This is a genomic window from Paraburkholderia sp. BR10141 (assembly GCF_056155635.1).
The window spans coordinates 30,311-46,227 of record NZ_JBMIQH010000046.1 but is presented as its reverse complement, the minus strand read 5'-3'; the positions used below and the strand labels follow the sequence as shown (position 1 = coordinate 46,227).

The window sequence follows — 15,917 nt, the reverse complement described above, 5'->3', positions numbered from 1 at the left end:
CGGCGCTCAGTAATACATCCAGCGCCCATACTGCGGCGACCAGTACACCCAGCGTGCCGGCGGTTGCTGGTACTGCGCGCCCCACGGTGCGGGTGGCGGGTAATAAGCTGGCCGGGGCTGAGCGTACACGGGCTGCTGCTGCGGGTATTGCTGCTGGGCGTATTGCTGCGCATATACCGGTTGCTGCTGCGCGTAGGCGGGCGGCTGCGCGTAGGCCGGCCGCTGCTGCGCATACGCCGGCTGCTGGGCATAGCCATACGGCTGGGGCGGCGGCGCGTATTGCTGGGCCTGCGGCGGGACTTGCTGCGGGACCCGTGGCTGCGCCGGCTGGTAGTAGGGCTGGGCGTAACCCTGGCCTTGCGTCGAGTAGATCTGCGCAGAGCGCGGCGGCTCCGGTTCGTCGACGGTTTCGTCGCTCGCCAGCGACTCCGGCGGCGCGACGTCGTCCTGCGCGGGCGGCGTGGCCGCAACGGGGCGATGGTTCGCACTCGCCTGCGCGTAGGCGTGCGCCTGCGCTTGCGGCTGCGGTTGCCGGGCGGCCGCAGCCGGCGCTGCGTTGGCTGCGCGCGCGACGGTGGCGCGCGCGTTCGTCTGCTCGGGCGCCGCCGCTGCGGCCGGAGCCGCGGCGGTGGAGTCCTGGACGTCTTGCGCCTCTTGAGTCTCTCCCGCGCTGTGTTCGCTTTGCGCGCCTTGCCCATCCGCGAGCGGCTTGACCACGACCGGTACGGTCATGACCGTCGAGACCTCGCCCGCGTCGCTATACGTATGCTTGATGTCGAGGATAGGTTTCTGCGCCGCCGCGCCGGCGGCCTTCTTCGCTGGCGCTGCAGCAGGCGCAGCAGCGGGAGCCGCCGCCTGCGCCATCTCCTCCCTGGCTGCCTTGTAACCCCGGTCATAGGCTGCCTGGACTTCGCGGTCCTGCGCCGTGGCGTCTTCCTCCTTGCTATAGGCGTGAGACGCTGCCGATATTGCGCAGCCCGTTGCAAGCAATGCAATGGCCGTCGCGTGCCGTGCGGTCGTGTCCATGGAGGGACCTCTAATTCTGTTCTTTGATGATCTCATCGTACTACGCGGCTGATGACATTCAAGCGGCGGAAAACCCCCTGGGTATGCAGACGAACGCAAGCGCTCACCCCGCCGACGCTTGCGCCAGCAATCACTGCCGGAATACGGCCAGGCGGCTCTGCTTGACGTCGGTCGTGCGGCACGAAAGGAAATGCGTTTCGCGTCAAAAGCGCGTGAAGCGGTCGGCGCCGACCTCCACCAGATCGCCGCGCGCAAGCTCGCGCTCGGCGAGGCGCGTGCTTTCGAGCACGATGCACATGCCGTCGGCCGCCGCCGAAATCGCCAGCGCCGCGCGATCGAACAACGGGCGCGGCCGGTCGGTCAACGGCAGACCGTTCGCGGCGAACCGGTCGCGCCAGGTCACGCGGCTCGAGGGGCTGTCGATCAGCGTGGCCTCCTGCATTAACGCTTCCACCGAGCCTGCGCTCGCCAGCAACGCGGGCGAGCACATCGGCACGCGGCTCAGGCTGTCGAGCAGGCGCAGCGCCACCGGGGTCGGATCCATGCGGCGATTGCGCCGGTTGAAGATCGGCCGCCCGAAATACGCCTCGAGCTCCTTGACCTGATGGCTGATTGCCGACGGCGTGAGATGGAGTTCGCGTGCCGCGAGCGCGAAGCTCTGGAGCCGTGCCGCGGCTTCAAAGGCGCGCAGCAGCCCAAAATTCGGGATTTTGCGCAGGGGGCCCGGACTCTTCTGAACGGTGGGCTTGGGAAATCGCTTCCAGGCCTGCCATCCCGAATCGCGCGTAGTCCAAAACCATTGCGTCACGTTTGGTGCAAGCGGCGGCCAGAACCGCCGCTTGCACTCGCCTCGGGATGCCAGGCGAAACCGCGCATGCCAGGCGCTGCTTGCGCGCAAGTTATCGGGATTCCGAAAGAGTTGCCGATGCGCAATAGCCGAGCTGCGTCGCCGCCTTTTCAGCGAGCGCGAGGAGCGCGTTGTCCGTCGTTGGCGTGGGCGGCACGACGTAGAGATCGGCGATATCGGTCACCGGATCGCTGAACGGCGTTGGGGCGCTGCGCTGGGCGTGCAGAAAATCGCGCATCGGCGCAGGGTCCGCGAGGCCCAGAAAACGGCTGATGCTGGCGATCGTCGTATCCGCATCCTCGATGAGATTGCGATAGCCGATCGTCAGCGTCTGCTCCTTCGGGATTTCGGCGAAGAAGTCGATGATCTCGCTCACATACTGGCCCCAGACGCGCACGCCGTCGTTGACGGACCCGATCCAGTGCTTGCGTACCAGAGAATTGGCAACCCAGCCAGGATCGCGATGAAGATGGATGAAGCGAGCGTTGGGCAGCAACTCGTGGATGAGCCTCAGGCACGATCCGGAGCGCGGCAAGCGCTCGATTGCGCCGGTGCGCCCGGAAAGAATCGTCGGATCGGCGTAAGGGGGATGCTTGTCGCCCCAGATCGGTGCCGACATGTCGAGGTCTTCACGATAGAAGCGCTCGACCCAGGCGCCGAGCGTGCGCCGGCTATAAGCGTTGAAGCGGTCGCGGCAGGCCGCGCCAAGAAGATCGGGGCGCTGGCTGTCCACATCCAGCATTTCCTTGACCAGCGCGAAAATACGGCATTCGTTGGTGAGCTGGATGTGCGGGTGCGCATTGAGAACCGAGCAGAGGAACGTCGTTCCCGAGCGGGGTGCGCCGACAATGAATAGCGGAAAAGAATGCATTCTGCCCTCACCTCTGTTGCGTCCTGCGCCATGGCTTCGTTTGCACCGATCTTACCTGCCGACGCTGGCGCGAAACTGACGCCGCGATGGCCAGGGTGACAAAGCGGTTATGCCGGCCGGGCTACCGGGCAGCGTGAGAGCTAGCGCCGGGAAGGTTGATTGCGGCCACAACGAAGCCCGCATCGGCGATGCACTTCGGCAAGGTCATGGGGAAGAAAGAACTGCGGATACGAGGAGTCCGAATGCGCAGCACTTTCCGCACTGCAAGGTGAGTCATCCTGATTTCCTGCCGCGTGCGCGGCTGCGCAACTGGTCACGCTGCCGAAAACCACGGCAATCGTCACTGCAAGCCGGTTTCTCATGACAGTTGCGCCTCGATTGCAGCCTTGTCGATGACCGACCAGACCTGTGCGATTTTCCCGTCGCGCCAGGCGTAGAAGACATTTCCCGAAAACACGATGCGCCGCCCGTCGACAGGCACGCCGAGAAAGACTTGTCGAGGCGTGCAATCAAAACGTAAGCGGGTGGCAACGAGCGGCGGCTCGACGGCAAGCAGTTCGATTTCGAAGCGCAAATCGGGAATGTCGTGAACGTCCCGTTCCAGCATGGCGCGATATCCCGCGAGGCCAAGCGGGCGTTCGTTGTGAATCGCGTCCTGAGCGACGAATTCCCCGAGAGAAGCCCAATCGCGCCGGTTCAGGCAGTCGATGTAGCGCCGGTAAAGGGTGCTCAGTTGCTGTGCGTCCAATACGGTCTCCTGATCGGATGACGAAGCATACGCGATGGTAGACGAAAGCGGCGTGAGGGGCCTCGAACGCGCCGTATGGGCATGCGAACCGTGCGCGCCCGGTCTCCCGCGCCCTGGCACCCTCCTTGCGCATCGAGGATGCGACGAGATCGGGAGGGCGTGAGCAATGAAAGACATATCGGCACTCGCAGTGGTGCGAAGAGAGAACGCGTGCACGCTCGATGCACGCATTCTGCTCGACGAGATGAGCGCCATGCTGGCGCTCTACCGTGGGGACAGCGTGCAGTCGCAGTTCTACCTGGGCGACCTGGGTTCGGCGCGCAGCGCCTTTGTCATGGCGCGCACCATGGATGGCCTCGCGATCGGCTGCGGCGCGCTGTGCCGCTTCTCGTTCGAGGTGGCCGAATTCCAGTGCCTCTACCGTCGCCCCGAATGGCCGGGAACCGGCACGGCGATTCTTCGTTTTCTCGAGACGGTGGCGGCCGGGGCGGGTTATCGGCGCGTCATTCTTCAGGCGCGCGAAGCCAACCGGCGCGCGATCGCGTTTTATCAACGGCACGGTTACGAGCGGGCTGAGCCGTTCGCGGATTGTGCCGGTTTGAGCGACGTGCGGTGCTTCGCGAAGGCGCTCCCGCTCCGCGCGGACGAATGACGCTGCCGCGCCGCCCGCGCGACAGGAGGCACAGAGATTGCGGGAACGAGGGGTTGGGGCGCGGGCTGCGGCCCGCGCACCGCCGCAACTATCGACGAGGAGGGACGTCTTTCGATGCCGGAGGAAGCACTGTGGTTTTTGCTGATCGGCGTGCTGCTGATGTTCGTGGCGCTCGCGCGCGGCCCGATCGCGCGTCTACCGCTCACGGGCGCGATGATCTATCTGGCCGTGGGCGTGGTCGTCGGACCCGGTGTGCTCGGGCTCGTGCATGCCGACCTTGCGCAGAACGTGCGCACGCTCACCGTCGTGGCAGAAGCCGGGCTCGTGATTTCGCTGTTTTCGGTCGGCATGCACCTGCGCGTGCGGCTACGCGACCGCCTCTGGCATTTGCCGCTGCGCCTGGGCGTGCTGGCCATGGCGCTCAGTGTCGCGCTGATGTACGCGTTCGGCGTGGCGTTGGGTGCGGCCACCGGCGTGGCCCTGTTCCTTGCCGCCGCGCTCGCGCCGACCGACCCGGTGCTCGCCAACGAGCTGCGCGTTCATGAGGCCGGCGACGCCGAGCCCGTGCGATTCGCGCTCTCGGGCGAGGGCGGCCTCAACGACGGCGCGGCGATGCCGTTTGCGCTGCTCGGCCTCGCGTTGTGCGGCGTGCATGGTGTCGGCACGCAGAACGCGGCGGCATTCGCCGGGTGGGTGGCGTGGGGCATCGCGGGTGCGCTCCTCGTGGGTGCCGTGCTCGCTACGCTGTGCGTGCGCATCGTGTTCCATCTGCGGACTCGATATGGCGAAGCGGTGGGCCTCGACGGCTTCATCGCGATCGGGTTGATGTCAGTGACCTACGGCGTGGCGCTGCTGCTGCATGCGTACGCGTTCGTGGCCGTATTCGCGGCGGGCGTGGCGCTGCGTCACGAGGAACTGCGCGCAACGGGCGAGCGCCGCCCTGCAGAAGCGCTCGAAAGCGTGCAACTCGGCGAGCGCACCGAGGTCGCGAAAGACCCGCAGCGCGCGCATGCCTGGCTCGCCGAAGGCATGACGGGCTTCACACTGGAAATCGAGCGGCTGGCCGAGTTCTCGGTACTGCTGATCATTGGCTGTGTGATTTCCGCGCATTGGCGCGAGATGCTCGATCTGCGCCCCGTGCTGTGCGCACTCGTGCTGGTGTTCGTTGCGCGGCCCCTGGCCGTGTTCGCGGCAATGGCGGGTTCGCACGCGGACGCGCCGCAGCGCGTGCTGATGGCTTGGATGGGCATACGCGGCGTGGGTGCGTTCTACTACGCGGTGTGGGGCATCGACGAGGCCGGCGACGTGTTGCGGCCCGTGCTGCCCGCGGCACTCGACGCGATCGTGCTGTCCGTCGTGCTGCACGGCGCGACGGCGGGCTACGTGCTCGAACGCTATTACCGGCGCCAGGAAGCGCTCGCAGCAGCGGAGCGCGGCGTGCGCGCGAGGCAAGCGTACGACTAGCCGGCGGGTGGCGCGGCACGCATCGATGTAGACCCGGGTCGTGCCGCATCCAGCCCGATGGTTACGGCACGCGCCGCTGGGAAATGTCTTCGAGCGTATTGGCGATGCGCTCGCGCTGCGCGCCGTCGCAGCGCGTGGCGATGTCGCCGAGTGAGAGCGTGCCGACCAGTTCGCGTTCGTGGTTCACCACCGGCAGCCTGCGCACCTGCGCCTCCGCCATGCGGCGCTGAACGACGTTCACGTCTTCGTCCTCGTAGCACCACTGGACGCCCGAGGTGGCCACGTGCGAGACCGTTTCCTCGCCCGTGCAACCCTGGGCAAGCCCGCGCATGGCGAGGTCGCGGTCGGTCACCATGCCGACGATCTGCTCGCCTTCGCATACCGGCAGCGCGCCGATGTCATGGTCGCGCATGAGCTCTGCGGCGTGCCGGATTGTCGTATCTGGCGCGATATGGACGACCTCGCGTGACATCACTTCGCGAACCTGGGTCATTGTCTTCTCCTTTCGTGGTTGTCGTGTCTTTTCTCATGCAAATTGCGCCGCGCGCTCGAACCGCTCGGGCGGCACGTGCGGCGGCGGATCGCCTTCGGGCAGCGTGGGCGGCGGGCGGTCGTCCGGTTGCGGCGGCAGCGGCGGGCGTTGCGGGTCGTCCAGCGGATCGGGCGGCGGCAAATGAAACGACGTCATGCAGGCGTACGGCATCGGCATGAATAACTCCTGTGGAGAGGCCATGGCGGTTGGAGGTGAGACACTTGCGTGCTACTGCGGTTTGGACACTTTCAGCTCGTTCGTTACGTAGACCACGCCGTCGAGGCCGTGGACCACGCTTTCGGCCTTGTCGCGCTGCGCCTCGTCGGGGACGGTGCCCGTGAGCGTGACGGCGCCGCGCTGGGTGGTGACGTGCACGTCGCTGGAGTTCACGCCGTCTGCAGCCATCAGCGCAGCCTTTGCGTGGGCGGTGATGAACGTATCGCTTGCCTCGCCGCCGTACCCCGGATTGCCCCCCGCGAGGTTGTGCGGCGGCAACTGATTGGGCCGCGCGGCGTGCTGAGACTCGCCGCTGCCCGCCTGTGGGCTACTCTGGGAAAGCGCCAACTGCGTGCCGAGCACGGCACAGAGGCCGACGAGGCCCGCGCGCAAGGCGCATTGCAACGGGTACATGGTAGCCTCCTTCACTTTGAGAGCCACAACTTGCCTGCCGCAACAGGCGTGCCGCAGCACTCGGCGCGTCCCGAGACACGCATCGCTCTCGCAAAAGCCGGTTCGGGCACAGCCGGTGCGCATAGGCGGGGAGACCTTTTCAAAGGAGCCGGCAATGCTTTACTACGCGATCGTTTTCTTCGTGATAGCCATCATCGCGGCTGTGTTCGGGTTTGGCGGGATTGCGGCGGGCGCCGCGAGCATCGCCAAGATTCTGTTCGTCATCTTCGTGATTCTCTTTCTGGCGAGCTTGCTATTTGGCATCACGAGGCGATAAACATTCCCCGGCGGCGGTCAAGGCGCCACTTCGCCTGGGCATGCATGATGCGCGCGCCGGGGAGAAAGCGGCATGGAACCGTTGAAAATCGTGGTCATAGCCGCTTCGCGCGACGGCTTTTCTGCGCTGCGTACGCTCGCGGCCGGGCTCCCTGGCGATTTGCCGGCCGCCGTGTGCGTGGTTTTGCATATTGGCCGCCACAAAAGTACGCTGCCCGAACTGATGTCGCGCAGCGGTCCGCTGCCAGCCGCCCACGCCGCCGATGGCGAAGTGATACGGGCGGGCCGGATTTACGTGGCGCCGCCCGACCGGCATCTGATCGTCGAGAAAGGGCGCCTTCGGCTCTCCGATGGCGCAGCCGAGAACTTCTCGCGGCCCGCCGCCGATCCCTTGTTTCGCAGCGCCGCCATGGCGTACGGCAGCAAGGTGGTCGGCGTCGTGCTGAGCGGCGATCTCGACGATGGCTCAGCGGGCCTCGCAGCGATTCGCGCGTGTGGCGGCGCGTGTCTCGTGCAGGATCCGCAGGAATGCGAAGCGTCGTCCATGCCTGCAGCGGCCCTGCGCGCGGTAGACGGCGCGGCGACGGTGGCCGGCATTCAGGACATGGCTGCCGCGATCGGCGACGCCGTGCGTGCGGCGCCATTGGCTACCCTGGCTAAGGAGCGTGCCATGAAAGCGGGCTCGCAAACTGAAGAAGAGGCGCGTGTGGCCGCGCGCGGGTTCGTTTCGCCCGAAGAACTCGACAACGTCGGCGAGCGCACGGCCCTCACATGCCCCGCGTGCGGCGGTACGCTCTGGCAGATAAAGAACGCGCGTCCACACCGTTACCGTTGTCATACGGGTCACGCGTTTTCGGAGATGTCGCTGGAGGAGGGCATCGTCAGTCACGTGGAGCGCGCACTGTGGACCGCGGCGCGCTCCGTCAGGGAGCACCTGGTGTACGCCCGCGCACGCAAGGACTGGGCTCAGCGTTCCGGCGACAGCGACTTCCTCGTAGTCGAAAGCGCGCGCGTGGCGAGGGCGCAGGAACTCGAAGCCATCATGCTTGAAGCGCTACGCGCGGTGGCGCGTACATCCGGCGTGAGCGGCTAGGACGCGTCGAGCAGATTGGTCGGCAAGCAATTCAGGAGTCCATCGATCATGAACATCACCTTTCCCGAAGGACCGGTCGAGTACGACACGGAGGAGCTCGCGCTAACCTTTGTTGCCGTGGCGGATTCCGTCCCTGTGGACTGTGCCATTACGGCCGAAGCGCTGGAAGACCGCTTCGGCGCGAGATCGCTGCGCGAGCCCGATCTGCGCCAGGCATTTCACCGCAACCGCGACGCAATCGAAGCGGCGGCCGCCCGCCTCATCGAAGAGACGGACGGCAAGCCCGTGATGCTGCACAGCGGCTATTTGCGCATGTACGGCACCGGCAGGCACTGACTACTCGTACTACTCGCTCGCGCCAGCCTTGCAGCGCGCAATCTGCTTCTTCGCCTCTTCGACCACGCGCTCCGGCGTGAAGCCGAATTTGGTCTTCAGCGCCTTGAGCGGCGCGGAGGCGCCGAACGTGTGCATCACGATCTGCGAGCCGAAGCGGCCGACGTAGCGGTCCCAGCCGAGTGTCGCCGCCTGCTCCACGGCCACGCGTGCATGGATGTGCGCAGGCAGCACCGACTCGCGGTACGCCTCGTCCTCCAGTTCGAACACGTCCCATGACGGCATCGAGACCACGCGCGCTGCGATGCCCTCCTGTTTCAGCGTCTCATAGGCGGCAATGCAAAGCGAAACTTCGCTGCCCGTGGCGAGCAGCAGGACTTCGGGCTGCTTGCCGTCGGGTGCGTCGGCTAGCACGTATGCGCCGCGCCGCACGCCTTCCGCGCTCGCGTATTTTTTGCGGTCGACGGTGGGCAGCGGCTGGCGCGACAACACCAGGCAGGCCGGTTCGCGCGAACGTGCGAGCGCTACGCGCCAGGACTCGGCGACTTCGTTGGCGTCGGCGGGGCGCAGCGTGAGCAGGCCCGGCACAGCGCGCAGCGAGGCGAGCTGTTCGATCGGCTGGTGCGTGGGTCCGTCTTCGCCGAGGCCGATCGAATCGTGCGTGAACACGAAAACGACGGGCAGCTCCATGATTGCGGCGAGCCGGATCGGTGGCTTCATGTAGTCGCTGAAAATCAGGAACGTCGACGCGAACGGCCGTAAGCCCGAAAGCGCGAGGCCATTGGAGACTGCGCCCATGCCATGTTCGCGAATGCCGAAGTGCAGGTTGCGGCCGTCGTAGTGATCGCGCTCGAAGCTGCCCGCGCCTTCGAACTTGAGATTGGTTTTGGTCGAGGGCGCGAGGTCGGCGGCGCCGCCGATCATCCACGGCACGCGTTGCGCAATGGCGTTGAGCACCTTGCCCGACGACTCGCGCGTGGCCATGCCCTTTTCGTCGGCCTCGAAGGTGGGAATATCGGCGTCCCAGCCGTCGGGCAGCTTGCCATCGAGCATCAAGCTCAGTTCCTTCGCTAGCTCGGGGTAGCGCTTCGCGTAGTCGTCGTAGCGTTGCTTCCATGCTTCGTGCTCTGCCTTGCCACGCGCGCCCATGCCTTGCGCGAAACGTTCGTACACGCCATCGGGTACGAGGAAATGCGCGTCCTCGGGCCAGCCGTACGCGCGCTTGGCGAGGCGCACCTCGTCCTCGCCCAGCGCCTCGCCGTGCGCCGCCGCCGTGTCTTGCCGGTTCGGCGCGCCCCAGCCGATGATGCTCTTCACCACGATGAGCGTCGGCTTGTCGGTCACGGCCTGCGCTTTTTCGATGGCGGCTTCGATGGCATTCATGTCGTTCGCGTCGTCCACGTGCAGCGTGTTCCAGTGGTAGCCGCGAAAGCGCGCTTCGACATCGTCGCTATAGGCGAGGTCGGTATGGCCCTCGATCGTGATGCGGTTGCTGTCGTAGAACCAGATCAGATTCGACAGACCCACATGGCCCGCGAGCGAAGCCGCTTCATGCGAGACGCCTTCCATCATGTCGCCGTCGCCGCACACCGTGTAGACGCGGTAGTCGAAGATCCTGGCGTCCGGGCGATTGAAGTGCTGCTCGAGCCAGCGCCCGGCCATGGCCATGCCCACGCTGTTGCCGAGCCCCTGGCCGAGCGGCCCGGTGGTCGTCTCGATACCTGTCGTCATGCGATATTCCGGGTGCCCCGGCGTCACGCTGTCGATCTGGCGGAAGTGTTTGATATCGTCGAGCGAAACCGCGGGCTTGTCCGTGAGCTTGCCATTTTCATCGATGGCCTGCACGCCCGCGAGGTGCAGCAGCGAGTACAGCAGCATTGAAGCGTGGCCGTTCGAGAGCACGAAGCGGTCGCGATTGGGCCATAGCGGCGCGGCAGGGTCGTAACGCAGATGATGCTGCCAGATCTGGTACGCAAGCGGCGCGAGCGCCATGGGCGTGCCGGGGTGGCCGGAATTGGCCTTTTGCACGGCGTCCATCGACAGGGTTCGGATCGTGTCGATGACGAGGCGGTCGAGATCGGATGGGTCGGCTTTCGTGGGCCTGGCATTCGACGATGAGTTCGATGACATGAGCGGAGACTCCTCGGCAGGGGCGCACTGCAACCGGGCGGCAGCGCGCGAAGGGATGGACGCGCAAACGCGGTGCCAGCCAACGCATGGCGGTTTGCACCGTACTCTGGATCGCGTCAGGAACCGATGGGCATAGCCTTTGCGGATTGAGACTACTCCTCTTTCCGATTACCGGCCCCGATGCGCACCACGTCACAACGCAAAATTGCTCTCATCACCGGTGCGGGCGCGGGCGTGGGCCGCGCCGCTGCGCAAGCGTTCGCGCGAGCGGGCTACGACGTCGCGCTGCTGTCGCGCGAACCCGAACGGCTCGCGCGGGCCGCTGCGCAATTACAGGCAGCCTACAGTGTGCGCGCGCTTGCGGTGCCCACCGACGTCGCCGACGCACAAGCCGTCGAAGCAGCCGCGGCGCGGGTCGAGCGCGAACTGGGCGACATCGACGTCTGGGTGAACGTCGCCATGGCGACCATTTTTGCGCCGCTCTCGTCGATCTCGCCGCACGACTTCGAGCGTGCGACCCAGGTGACGTATCTCGGCCAGGTGTACGGCACGATGGCGGCGCTCGCGCGCATGCGCACGCGCAATCGCGGCGCGATCGTCAACGTGGGGTCGGCGCTCGCCTCGCGCGCAATTCCGCTGCAATCTGCGTATTGCGGCGCGAAGTTCGCGGTGCGCGGCTTTACCGACGCCGTGCGATCGGAGCTGATTCACGATGGCCTCGACGTGCACATCTCGCTGGTCGATCTGCCCGCCATCAACACCCCGCAGTTCGACTGGGCAGCCAACCGTACCGGGCAGGAGGCACGGCCCGTTGCGCCCGTGTATGAGCCCGAAGTCGCCGCGCGCGCCATTCTGTTTGCTGCGCAACATCGGCGGCGCACGCTCTGGCTGGGCTGGTCCACGGTGCGCGCGATCATTGCCGACCTGATCGCGCCGGGACTGCTCGACCGCTATCTCGCGCATGCAGGGTATCGCGGACAATTGACGGGCCACCCGCGCGCGCCCGACGTGCCCGACAACCTGCATGCACCCGTGCCGGGCGAGATCGGCGCGCACGGCCGCTTCGACCGTGAAGCCCGCAATGGCGGCGCGCCGCTCTTCACCGATCGCCACGTGCATGCGTTGATGGGCGGTGTGGCGATGGGTGTCTTTGGCGTGGCGATGGCATTCGCACGTTTGCGCAGGCAGGCGCGCTCACGCAGGTAATCGTATCGCTGGCGCACGCTCGCCGCTCACGTTCGGCACGCAGGATGCGCATGCGCGCTGGTGCACCTCACCGACGTACGCGACGGCGCATCGGTGCAAGTGCTCATCGACGCTACGGTCGCGCGTTTCGGGCGCTTCGACGTGCTGTATCGCGGGCGTAATCGTGTTTCTCGCGAGCGACGACGCGCGCTTCATCACCGGTGCGAATATTCCCGTGGATGGCGGGTCGAGCGCTTCGAACGGGCAGCCGCGGCAGGCGTGAGGGCGCGCTTTGCAAGGCACGCGTTCTGCGCGCTTCGTAGTCGCATCGACAATACAAGGAGCCTGCGATGAACAGCACGCTGGACCCCGACAACGATCTTCCCGACTCCATGCCGCCGGGGCACGACACGGGCTCGCTGGGCCCGGGCGATTCATCCGATTCCGGCAGCGACACCCAGGGCGCGAAGCGCCACGAATTCGACCGCGACACGGAACTCGACAACCATGCGCTCGAAGCGGGCGAAGACGAAGCGCAGAGCGACACCGATAGGGCGGGCACGGGCGAACGCGCCGCGGCAGACGGCGACGAATCGCTGGAACCCGACGGCGACGTGCATCCGGATCGCATCGACGATCTGGGCGATGTTTAAACAGGTGGGCGCCCGCGATATTGCTGTCGTGCCAGGCGCCCGCATTTCTACCACATGTGTCGCCGCAGCACGGCCACTGTTACCGATGTGCCGTGTCCTTTCCGCCAGATCGGCGGCATAAATTTCCGCACTTTCACTCACTATCACGCCGCAGTTGATTCGGTGTGCGAAGTCATGCGATGCTCTCGTTGCCCGGGACCCGGCGATGCCATTGCGCATCCAGCCGGACCCGCACGCCGCAAACAAACGGCGTGAACGGGCCGGTGCGAGGAGACCAGCGAAGTGCCCCAACACCAAGGAGGCAACATGAGCACGCAGCTGCAGTCTCGCATCCACGCCGCATCGCCAAACGATGCGCATCGCATTCAAGCCAGCTTACAGTCACTCCCGCCCCGAAAGTCGCCGCAGCGTTCCCGCACTGCGATCAGCGCGGCCAGTATCGCGACGCTTTTGCTCGCCTGTGCAAACTGTTTTGCCGACACCCAGGTAGGCGCGCCGCTGCCGCCTGCGCCCGATATTCTGTACGGCGATCTGTTCGTGGCGGTGCAGACCGCTCAGATCTTCTCCGACCAGAAGACCTTCGTCGATTCGACGCCGAACACGGACCCCGCAACCATCGTTCAGCTCTACGAAACGCAGAAGAACCAACCCGGCTTCTCGTTGCAGAATTTCGTAAATCAATACTTCACGCCGCCGCCGGACCAGAGCATCACGCCGCCTGCGGGGCAGACCCTGCGCCAGCATATCGACTGGCTCTGGACCGGGCTCACGCGCACGACCACGTCGGCGCCCGACAACAGCTCGCTCGTGCCGCTGCCGAAGCCCTATGTCGTGCCGGGCGGGCGCTTCCGGGAGGGCTATTATTGGGACACGTACTTCACGATGCTCGGGCTTCAGGAGTCGGGCCATGAAGATCTCGTCGACGACATGCTCGACAACTTCGCGTACATGATCAACACCTTCGGCCATATCCCGAACGGCAATCGCACCTATTATCTGAGCCGCTCGCAACCGCCGTTCTATTCGTACATGGTGGAACTCGCGGCGCAAAAGGAAGGCAACAGCGTGTACCAGAAGTACCTGCCCGCGCTGCGTAAGGAGTACGCGTACTGGATGCAGGGTGCGAGCAGCACGCCGCGTGGGCAAGCCACGCGCAATGTGGTCGTGCTGCGCGACGGCATGGTGCTCAACCGTTACTGGGACGAACTCGACACGCCGCGCGACGAGTCGTATATCGAAGACGTCCAGACCGCGCAGCAGGCCACGGGCCGCCCCGCCAATGCGGTCTACCGCGACCTGCGCGCCACCGCCGAAAGCGGCTGGGACTTCAGCTCTCGCTGGTTCGGCGACAACCAGAACCTCTGGACGGTGCGCACCACGTCGATCATTCCGGTCGACCTGAACAGCCTCCTGTTCCATCTGGAAACGACGATCGTGCGCGCCTGCACAGTCGCGCGCGATTTCGGCTGTGTGGGGCAGTTCGCCGGCTACGCCGCGCGCCGCGCCGAAGGCATCAACCGTTACCTCTGGAACAACAAGGGCTACTACGGCGACTACGACTGGCAACTCGGCAAATCGCGCGACAACCAGACACCGGCGATGATGTATCCGCTGATGGCGGGCGTGGCGTGGCCCGAGCGCGCGAAGAAGACGGCGCAGACGATGCAGAACGTGCTGCTCCAGCAGGGCGGCCTCGCCACGTCGACCTACAACACCGGCCAGCAATGGGATGCGCCGAACGGCTGGGCGCCGCTGCACTGGATCGCCATCCAGGGCCTCAAGCAATACGGGCGCAGCGATCTCGCGCAGCCAGTCGGCACGCGTTTTCTTGCCGACGTCGAGAACGTCTATAACACGCAGCAAAAGCTCGTCGAGAAATATATCGTCGAGGGCGCAGGTGAGGGCGGCGGCGGGGGTGGCGAATACCCGTTGCAGGACGGCTTTGGCTGGACCAACGGCGTGACGCTGATGCTGCTCGATATGTACGGGGGCGGTCAGTAAGTGTGAGAGCGGACCGCTTCCGGCGCGGCTACGTAGCGGTCCGTTTTAGTTTCATTCCAGGCAATGCGATCGGAAGTCCGAAGTCCTGTCTTTCGCCGGCAGAGAACTGCGTGATTTGCCGCTGTGCGTAAAGTGCGAGCGCCGGCGCTGCGGTTCCAATGCGCGTGAGCGACATCTGCGGAAGGTGCTTTTTGCCCACGAAGAAGAGACCGGTCAGGCAGTCGTCTTCTTGCGGATCGATCCGATCGGGGCGCGCGTCCAGATCGAATAGACGCCTGACGCGCGGCAGAAGCTGCCCCACGGCCCGCATCAGCGAGATCGGCAAGGTGACTTCGAGCGCGTAGCGGATTCTGGCCAGATTTGGACATAAGTATTCGGGCCCTGAGCGCCGGTCTGCGACTTGTGCAGCCGTATGTCTTAACAGCGCCTTTATGACTCGAACGGATTAACGTATCGGATTTGCTTCGTTGTCAGCCGGTGGCCGGATCACGTAGATTGAAGCTGTTGCTTACCTGAAAGGCATGCTGCGTGACTACCACCGCGACATTTACCGCTTCTGCGGCGTCGAACGCGTCCCACCGCTTCGACATTCTTCCCTTGAGTGCACCGCTCGGCGCGGAAGTGGTCGGCCTCGATCTCGCAGAGCCGCTGTCGCGCGAAGATTTCGCGCGCATTCATCGCGCGCACCTCGATCACCATGTGTTGGTGTTTCGCGACCAACGCATCACGCCGGAGCAGCAGGTCGAATTCAGCCGCCGCTTCGGGCCGTTGCAGATCCACGTGCTGCATCAGTTCGCGCTGGCGGGCCACCCGGAGGTGCTGATCGTCTCGAACATCGTGGAGAACGGCAAGCCCATCGGCCTTGGCGACGCGGGACACTTCTGGCATTCCGATCTTTCGTACAAGGAGAAGCCGAGCCTCGGCTCGCTGCTGCATGCACAGGAGCTGCCGGCAGAGGGCGGCGACACGCTGTTCGCCAACATGCATCTCGCATGGGACACGCTGCCTGCGCATTTGCGCAGCGCCGTCGAGGGGCGGCGCGCCGAGCATACCTATCTCGCGCGCTATGCGGAACTCCAGGCGCGCAGCCCGTGGCGGCCGAACCTGACAGCGGAACAGATCGCGCAGGTCAAGCCCGTTGTCCATCCCGTCGTGCGTACGCACCCGGAAACGGGCCGCAAGGCGCTGTTCGTGAGCGAGCACTTCACGACGCGCATCGTCGATCTACCGGAAGACGAAAGCCGCGCGCTACTCGACGCGCTGTTCGCGCACAGCGTGCGTGCGGAGCATTGCTACCGGCACGAATGGCGCGAGCACGATCTCGTGTTCTGGGACAACCGCTCGCTCATGCACCTCGCGGCGGGCACGCCCGATCATCTGCGCCGTAAGCTCTATCGCACCACTATCGAAGGCGACACGCCGTTTTGACGCGCCCAG

Annotated in this window: 18 protein-coding genes and 1 pseudogene; 10 read left to right on the top strand and 9 right to left on the bottom strand. The window is 65.5% G+C overall.

Annotation, left to right across the window (positions count from 1 at the left end):
* Positions 1 to 6: 6 nt before the first annotated feature.
* The 4 genes and pseudogenes from ACOJB8_RS36700 to ACOJB8_RS36685 all read right to left on the bottom strand — a co-directional run bounded on the left by ACOJB8_RS36700 (position 7) and on the right by ACOJB8_RS36685 (position 3,492).
* Entirely contained in the window at positions 7 to 1,026 is a 1,020-nt protein-coding gene (locus tag ACOJB8_RS36700) for a hypothetical protein (RefSeq protein ID WP_368727695.1), read from the bottom strand.
* A gap of 130 nt (positions 1,027 to 1,156) precedes the next feature.
* A pseudogene (locus ACOJB8_RS36695) lies at positions 1,157 to 1,744 on the bottom strand (LysR family transcriptional regulator).
* A gap of 181 nt (positions 1,745 to 1,925) precedes the next feature.
* The gene (locus tag ACOJB8_RS36690; RefSeq protein WP_368683109.1) at positions 1,926 to 2,744 is read right to left on the bottom strand and encodes a sulfotransferase family protein; all 819 of its coding nucleotides are present in this window, start codon (positions 2,742 to 2,744) and stop codon (positions 1,926 to 1,928) included.
* Between the two features lie 358 nt (positions 2,745 to 3,102).
* On the bottom strand, positions 3,103 to 3,492 hold the full coding sequence (locus tag ACOJB8_RS36685) for an ester cyclase (protein WP_475017071.1): 390 nt from the start codon (positions 3,490 to 3,492) through the stop codon (positions 3,103 to 3,105).
* 253 nt (positions 3,493 to 3,745) lie between these two features.
* On the opposite strand from ACOJB8_RS36685, the gene ACOJB8_RS36680 reads away from it, so the two are divergent.
* Positions 3,746 to 4,144 carry a GNAT family N-acetyltransferase gene (locus tag ACOJB8_RS36680; RefSeq protein WP_342948668.1) on the top strand — a complete coding sequence of 133 codons (399 nt, stop codon included), beginning with the start codon at positions 3,746 to 3,748 and terminating at the stop codon, positions 4,142 to 4,144.
* 114 nt (positions 4,145 to 4,258) lie between these two features.
* A complete protein-coding gene (locus tag ACOJB8_RS36675; protein WP_368602661.1) occupies positions 4,259 to 5,608 on the top strand; it encodes a cation:proton antiporter domain-containing protein in 1,350 nt (449 codons plus the stop codon).
* A gap of 61 nt (positions 5,609 to 5,669) precedes the next feature.
* Here the strand turns inward: ACOJB8_RS36675 and ACOJB8_RS36670 are convergent, their stop codons facing one another.
* Genes ACOJB8_RS36670 through ACOJB8_RS36660 form a run of 3 tightly spaced genes read right to left on the bottom strand, consistent with a single transcriptional unit; the run spans position 5,670 to position 6,770 of the window.
* Positions 5,670 to 6,101 (bottom strand): CBS domain-containing protein, encoded by a 432-nt coding sequence (locus tag ACOJB8_RS36670; RefSeq protein WP_069263251.1) that lies wholly within the window; start codon positions 6,099 to 6,101, stop codon positions 5,670 to 5,672.
* A 33-nt stretch (positions 6,102 to 6,134) separates the two neighbouring features.
* A complete protein-coding gene (locus tag ACOJB8_RS36665; protein ID WP_069263253.1) occupies positions 6,135 to 6,317 on the bottom strand; it encodes a hypothetical protein in 183 nt (60 codons plus the stop codon).
* Between the two features lie 51 nt (positions 6,318 to 6,368).
* Complete coding sequence (locus ACOJB8_RS36660; RefSeq protein ID WP_342948671.1) at positions 6,369 to 6,770, bottom strand: BON domain-containing protein; 402 nt, start codon at positions 6,768 to 6,770, stop codon at positions 6,369 to 6,371.
* 154 nt (positions 6,771 to 6,924) lie between these two features.
* Here ACOJB8_RS36660 and ACOJB8_RS36655 point away from each other — a divergent pair, with 154 nt between their 5' ends.
* From ACOJB8_RS36655 to ACOJB8_RS36645, 3 genes are all read left to right on the top strand, one after another.
* The gene (locus ACOJB8_RS36655) at positions 6,925 to 7,086 is read left to right on the top strand and encodes a DUF1328 domain-containing protein (RefSeq protein ID WP_042267338.1); all 162 of its coding nucleotides are present in this window, start codon (positions 6,925 to 6,927) and stop codon (positions 7,084 to 7,086) included.
* A gap of 72 nt (positions 7,087 to 7,158) precedes the next feature.
* On the top strand, positions 7,159 to 8,178 hold the full coding sequence (locus ACOJB8_RS36650; RefSeq protein WP_475017057.1) for a chemotaxis protein CheB: 1,020 nt from the start codon (positions 7,159 to 7,161) through the stop codon (positions 8,176 to 8,178).
* Between the two features lie 48 nt (positions 8,179 to 8,226).
* On the top strand, positions 8,227 to 8,514 hold the full coding sequence (locus ACOJB8_RS36645; protein WP_324157344.1) for a DUF1488 family protein: 288 nt from the start codon (positions 8,227 to 8,229) through the stop codon (positions 8,512 to 8,514).
* Positions 8,515 to 8,523: 9 nt separating this feature from the next.
* Here the strand turns inward: ACOJB8_RS36645 and tkt are convergent, their stop codons facing one another.
* The gene (gene tkt, locus ACOJB8_RS36640; protein WP_475017055.1) at positions 8,524 to 10,641 is read right to left on the bottom strand and encodes a transketolase; all 2,118 of its coding nucleotides are present in this window, start codon (positions 10,639 to 10,641) and stop codon (positions 8,524 to 8,526) included.
* Positions 10,642 to 10,821: 180 nt separating this feature from the next.
* Here tkt and ACOJB8_RS36635 point away from each other — a divergent pair, with 180 nt between their 5' ends.
* The 4 genes from ACOJB8_RS36635 (at position 10,822) to treA (ending at position 14,480) form a co-directional block, all read left to right on the top strand.
* Positions 10,822 to 11,847 (top strand): SDR family oxidoreductase, encoded by a 1,026-nt coding sequence (locus ACOJB8_RS36635; protein WP_368683105.1) that lies wholly within the window; start codon positions 10,822 to 10,824, stop codon positions 11,845 to 11,847.
* Positions 11,774 to 12,109, top strand: coding sequence for an SDR family oxidoreductase (locus ACOJB8_RS36630; RefSeq protein ID WP_475017052.1), 336 nt, complete (start codon positions 11,774 to 11,776; stop codon positions 12,107 to 12,109). The genes ACOJB8_RS36635 and ACOJB8_RS36630 overlap by 74 nt, the downstream gene beginning before the upstream one ends.
* A gap of 67 nt (positions 12,110 to 12,176) precedes the next feature.
* Positions 12,177 to 12,479: a chemotaxis protein gene (locus tag ACOJB8_RS36625; RefSeq protein WP_069263274.1), complete on the top strand. Its 303-nt coding sequence runs from the start codon at positions 12,177 to 12,179 to the stop codon at positions 12,477 to 12,479.
* A 306-nt stretch (positions 12,480 to 12,785) separates the two neighbouring features.
* The gene (treA, locus tag ACOJB8_RS36620) at positions 12,786 to 14,480 is read left to right on the top strand and encodes an alpha,alpha-trehalase TreA (protein WP_342948675.1); all 1,695 of its coding nucleotides are present in this window, start codon (positions 12,786 to 12,788) and stop codon (positions 14,478 to 14,480) included.
* Positions 14,481 to 14,508: 28 nt separating this feature from the next.
* On the opposite strand, the gene ACOJB8_RS36615 is transcribed toward treA, so the two are convergent.
* Positions 14,509 to 14,829, bottom strand: a complete 321-nt coding sequence (locus ACOJB8_RS36615; protein WP_475017069.1) for an AlkA N-terminal domain-containing protein — start codon at positions 14,827 to 14,829, stop codon at positions 14,509 to 14,511.
* A 179-nt stretch (positions 14,830 to 15,008) separates the two neighbouring features.
* On the opposite strand from ACOJB8_RS36615, the gene ACOJB8_RS36610 reads away from it, so the two are divergent.
* A complete protein-coding gene (locus ACOJB8_RS36610; RefSeq protein ID WP_069263279.1) occupies positions 15,009 to 15,908 on the top strand; it encodes a TauD/TfdA dioxygenase family protein in 900 nt (299 codons plus the stop codon).
* Positions 15,909 to 15,917 lie beyond the last annotated feature (9 nt).

What these genes read in the sequence shown, in the direction of transcription:
- ACOJB8_RS36625 (WP_069263274.1), top strand. Translation starts at nt 12,177, where the DNA reads ATGAACAGCACGCTGGACCCCGACAACGATCTTCCCGACTCCATGCCG.
- treA (WP_342948675.1), top strand. Translation starts at nt 12,786, where the DNA reads ATGAGCACGCAGCTGCAGTCTCGCATCCACGCCGCATCGCCAAACGAT.
- ACOJB8_RS36675 (WP_368602661.1), top strand. Translation starts at nt 4,259, where the DNA reads ATGCCGGAGGAAGCACTGTGGTTTTTGCTGATCGGCGTGCTGCTGATG.
- tkt (WP_475017055.1), bottom strand. Translation starts at nt 10,641, where the DNA reads ATGTCATCGAACTCATCGTCGAATGCCAGGCCCACGAAAGCCGACCCA.
- ACOJB8_RS36700 (WP_368727695.1), bottom strand. Translation starts at nt 1,026, where the DNA reads ATGGACACGACCGCACGGCACGCGACGGCCATTGCATTGCTTGCAACG.
- ACOJB8_RS36635 (WP_368683105.1), top strand. Translation starts at nt 10,822, where the DNA reads ATGCGCACCACGTCACAACGCAAAATTGCTCTCATCACCGGTGCGGGC.
- ACOJB8_RS36665 (WP_069263253.1), bottom strand. Translation starts at nt 6,317, where the DNA reads ATGCCGATGCCGTACGCCTGCATGACGTCGTTTCATTTGCCGCCGCCC.
- ACOJB8_RS36650 (WP_475017057.1), top strand. Translation starts at nt 7,159, where the DNA reads ATGGAACCGTTGAAAATCGTGGTCATAGCCGCTTCGCGCGACGGCTTT.
- ACOJB8_RS36670 (WP_069263251.1), bottom strand. Translation starts at nt 6,101, where the DNA reads ATGACCCAGGTTCGCGAAGTGATGTCACGCGAGGTCGTCCATATCGCG.
- ACOJB8_RS36680 (WP_342948668.1), top strand. Translation starts at nt 3,746, where the DNA reads ATGCTGGCGCTCTACCGTGGGGACAGCGTGCAGTCGCAGTTCTACCTG.
- ACOJB8_RS36655 (WP_042267338.1), top strand. Translation starts at nt 6,925, where the DNA reads ATGCTTTACTACGCGATCGTTTTCTTCGTGATAGCCATCATCGCGGCT.
- ACOJB8_RS36690 (WP_368683109.1), bottom strand. Translation starts at nt 2,744, where the DNA reads ATGCATTCTTTTCCGCTATTCATTGTCGGCGCACCCCGCTCGGGAACG.
- ACOJB8_RS36660 (WP_342948671.1), bottom strand. Translation starts at nt 6,770, where the DNA reads ATGTACCCGTTGCAATGCGCCTTGCGCGCGGGCCTCGTCGGCCTCTGT.
- ACOJB8_RS36645 (WP_324157344.1), top strand. Translation starts at nt 8,227, where the DNA reads ATGAACATCACCTTTCCCGAAGGACCGGTCGAGTACGACACGGAGGAG.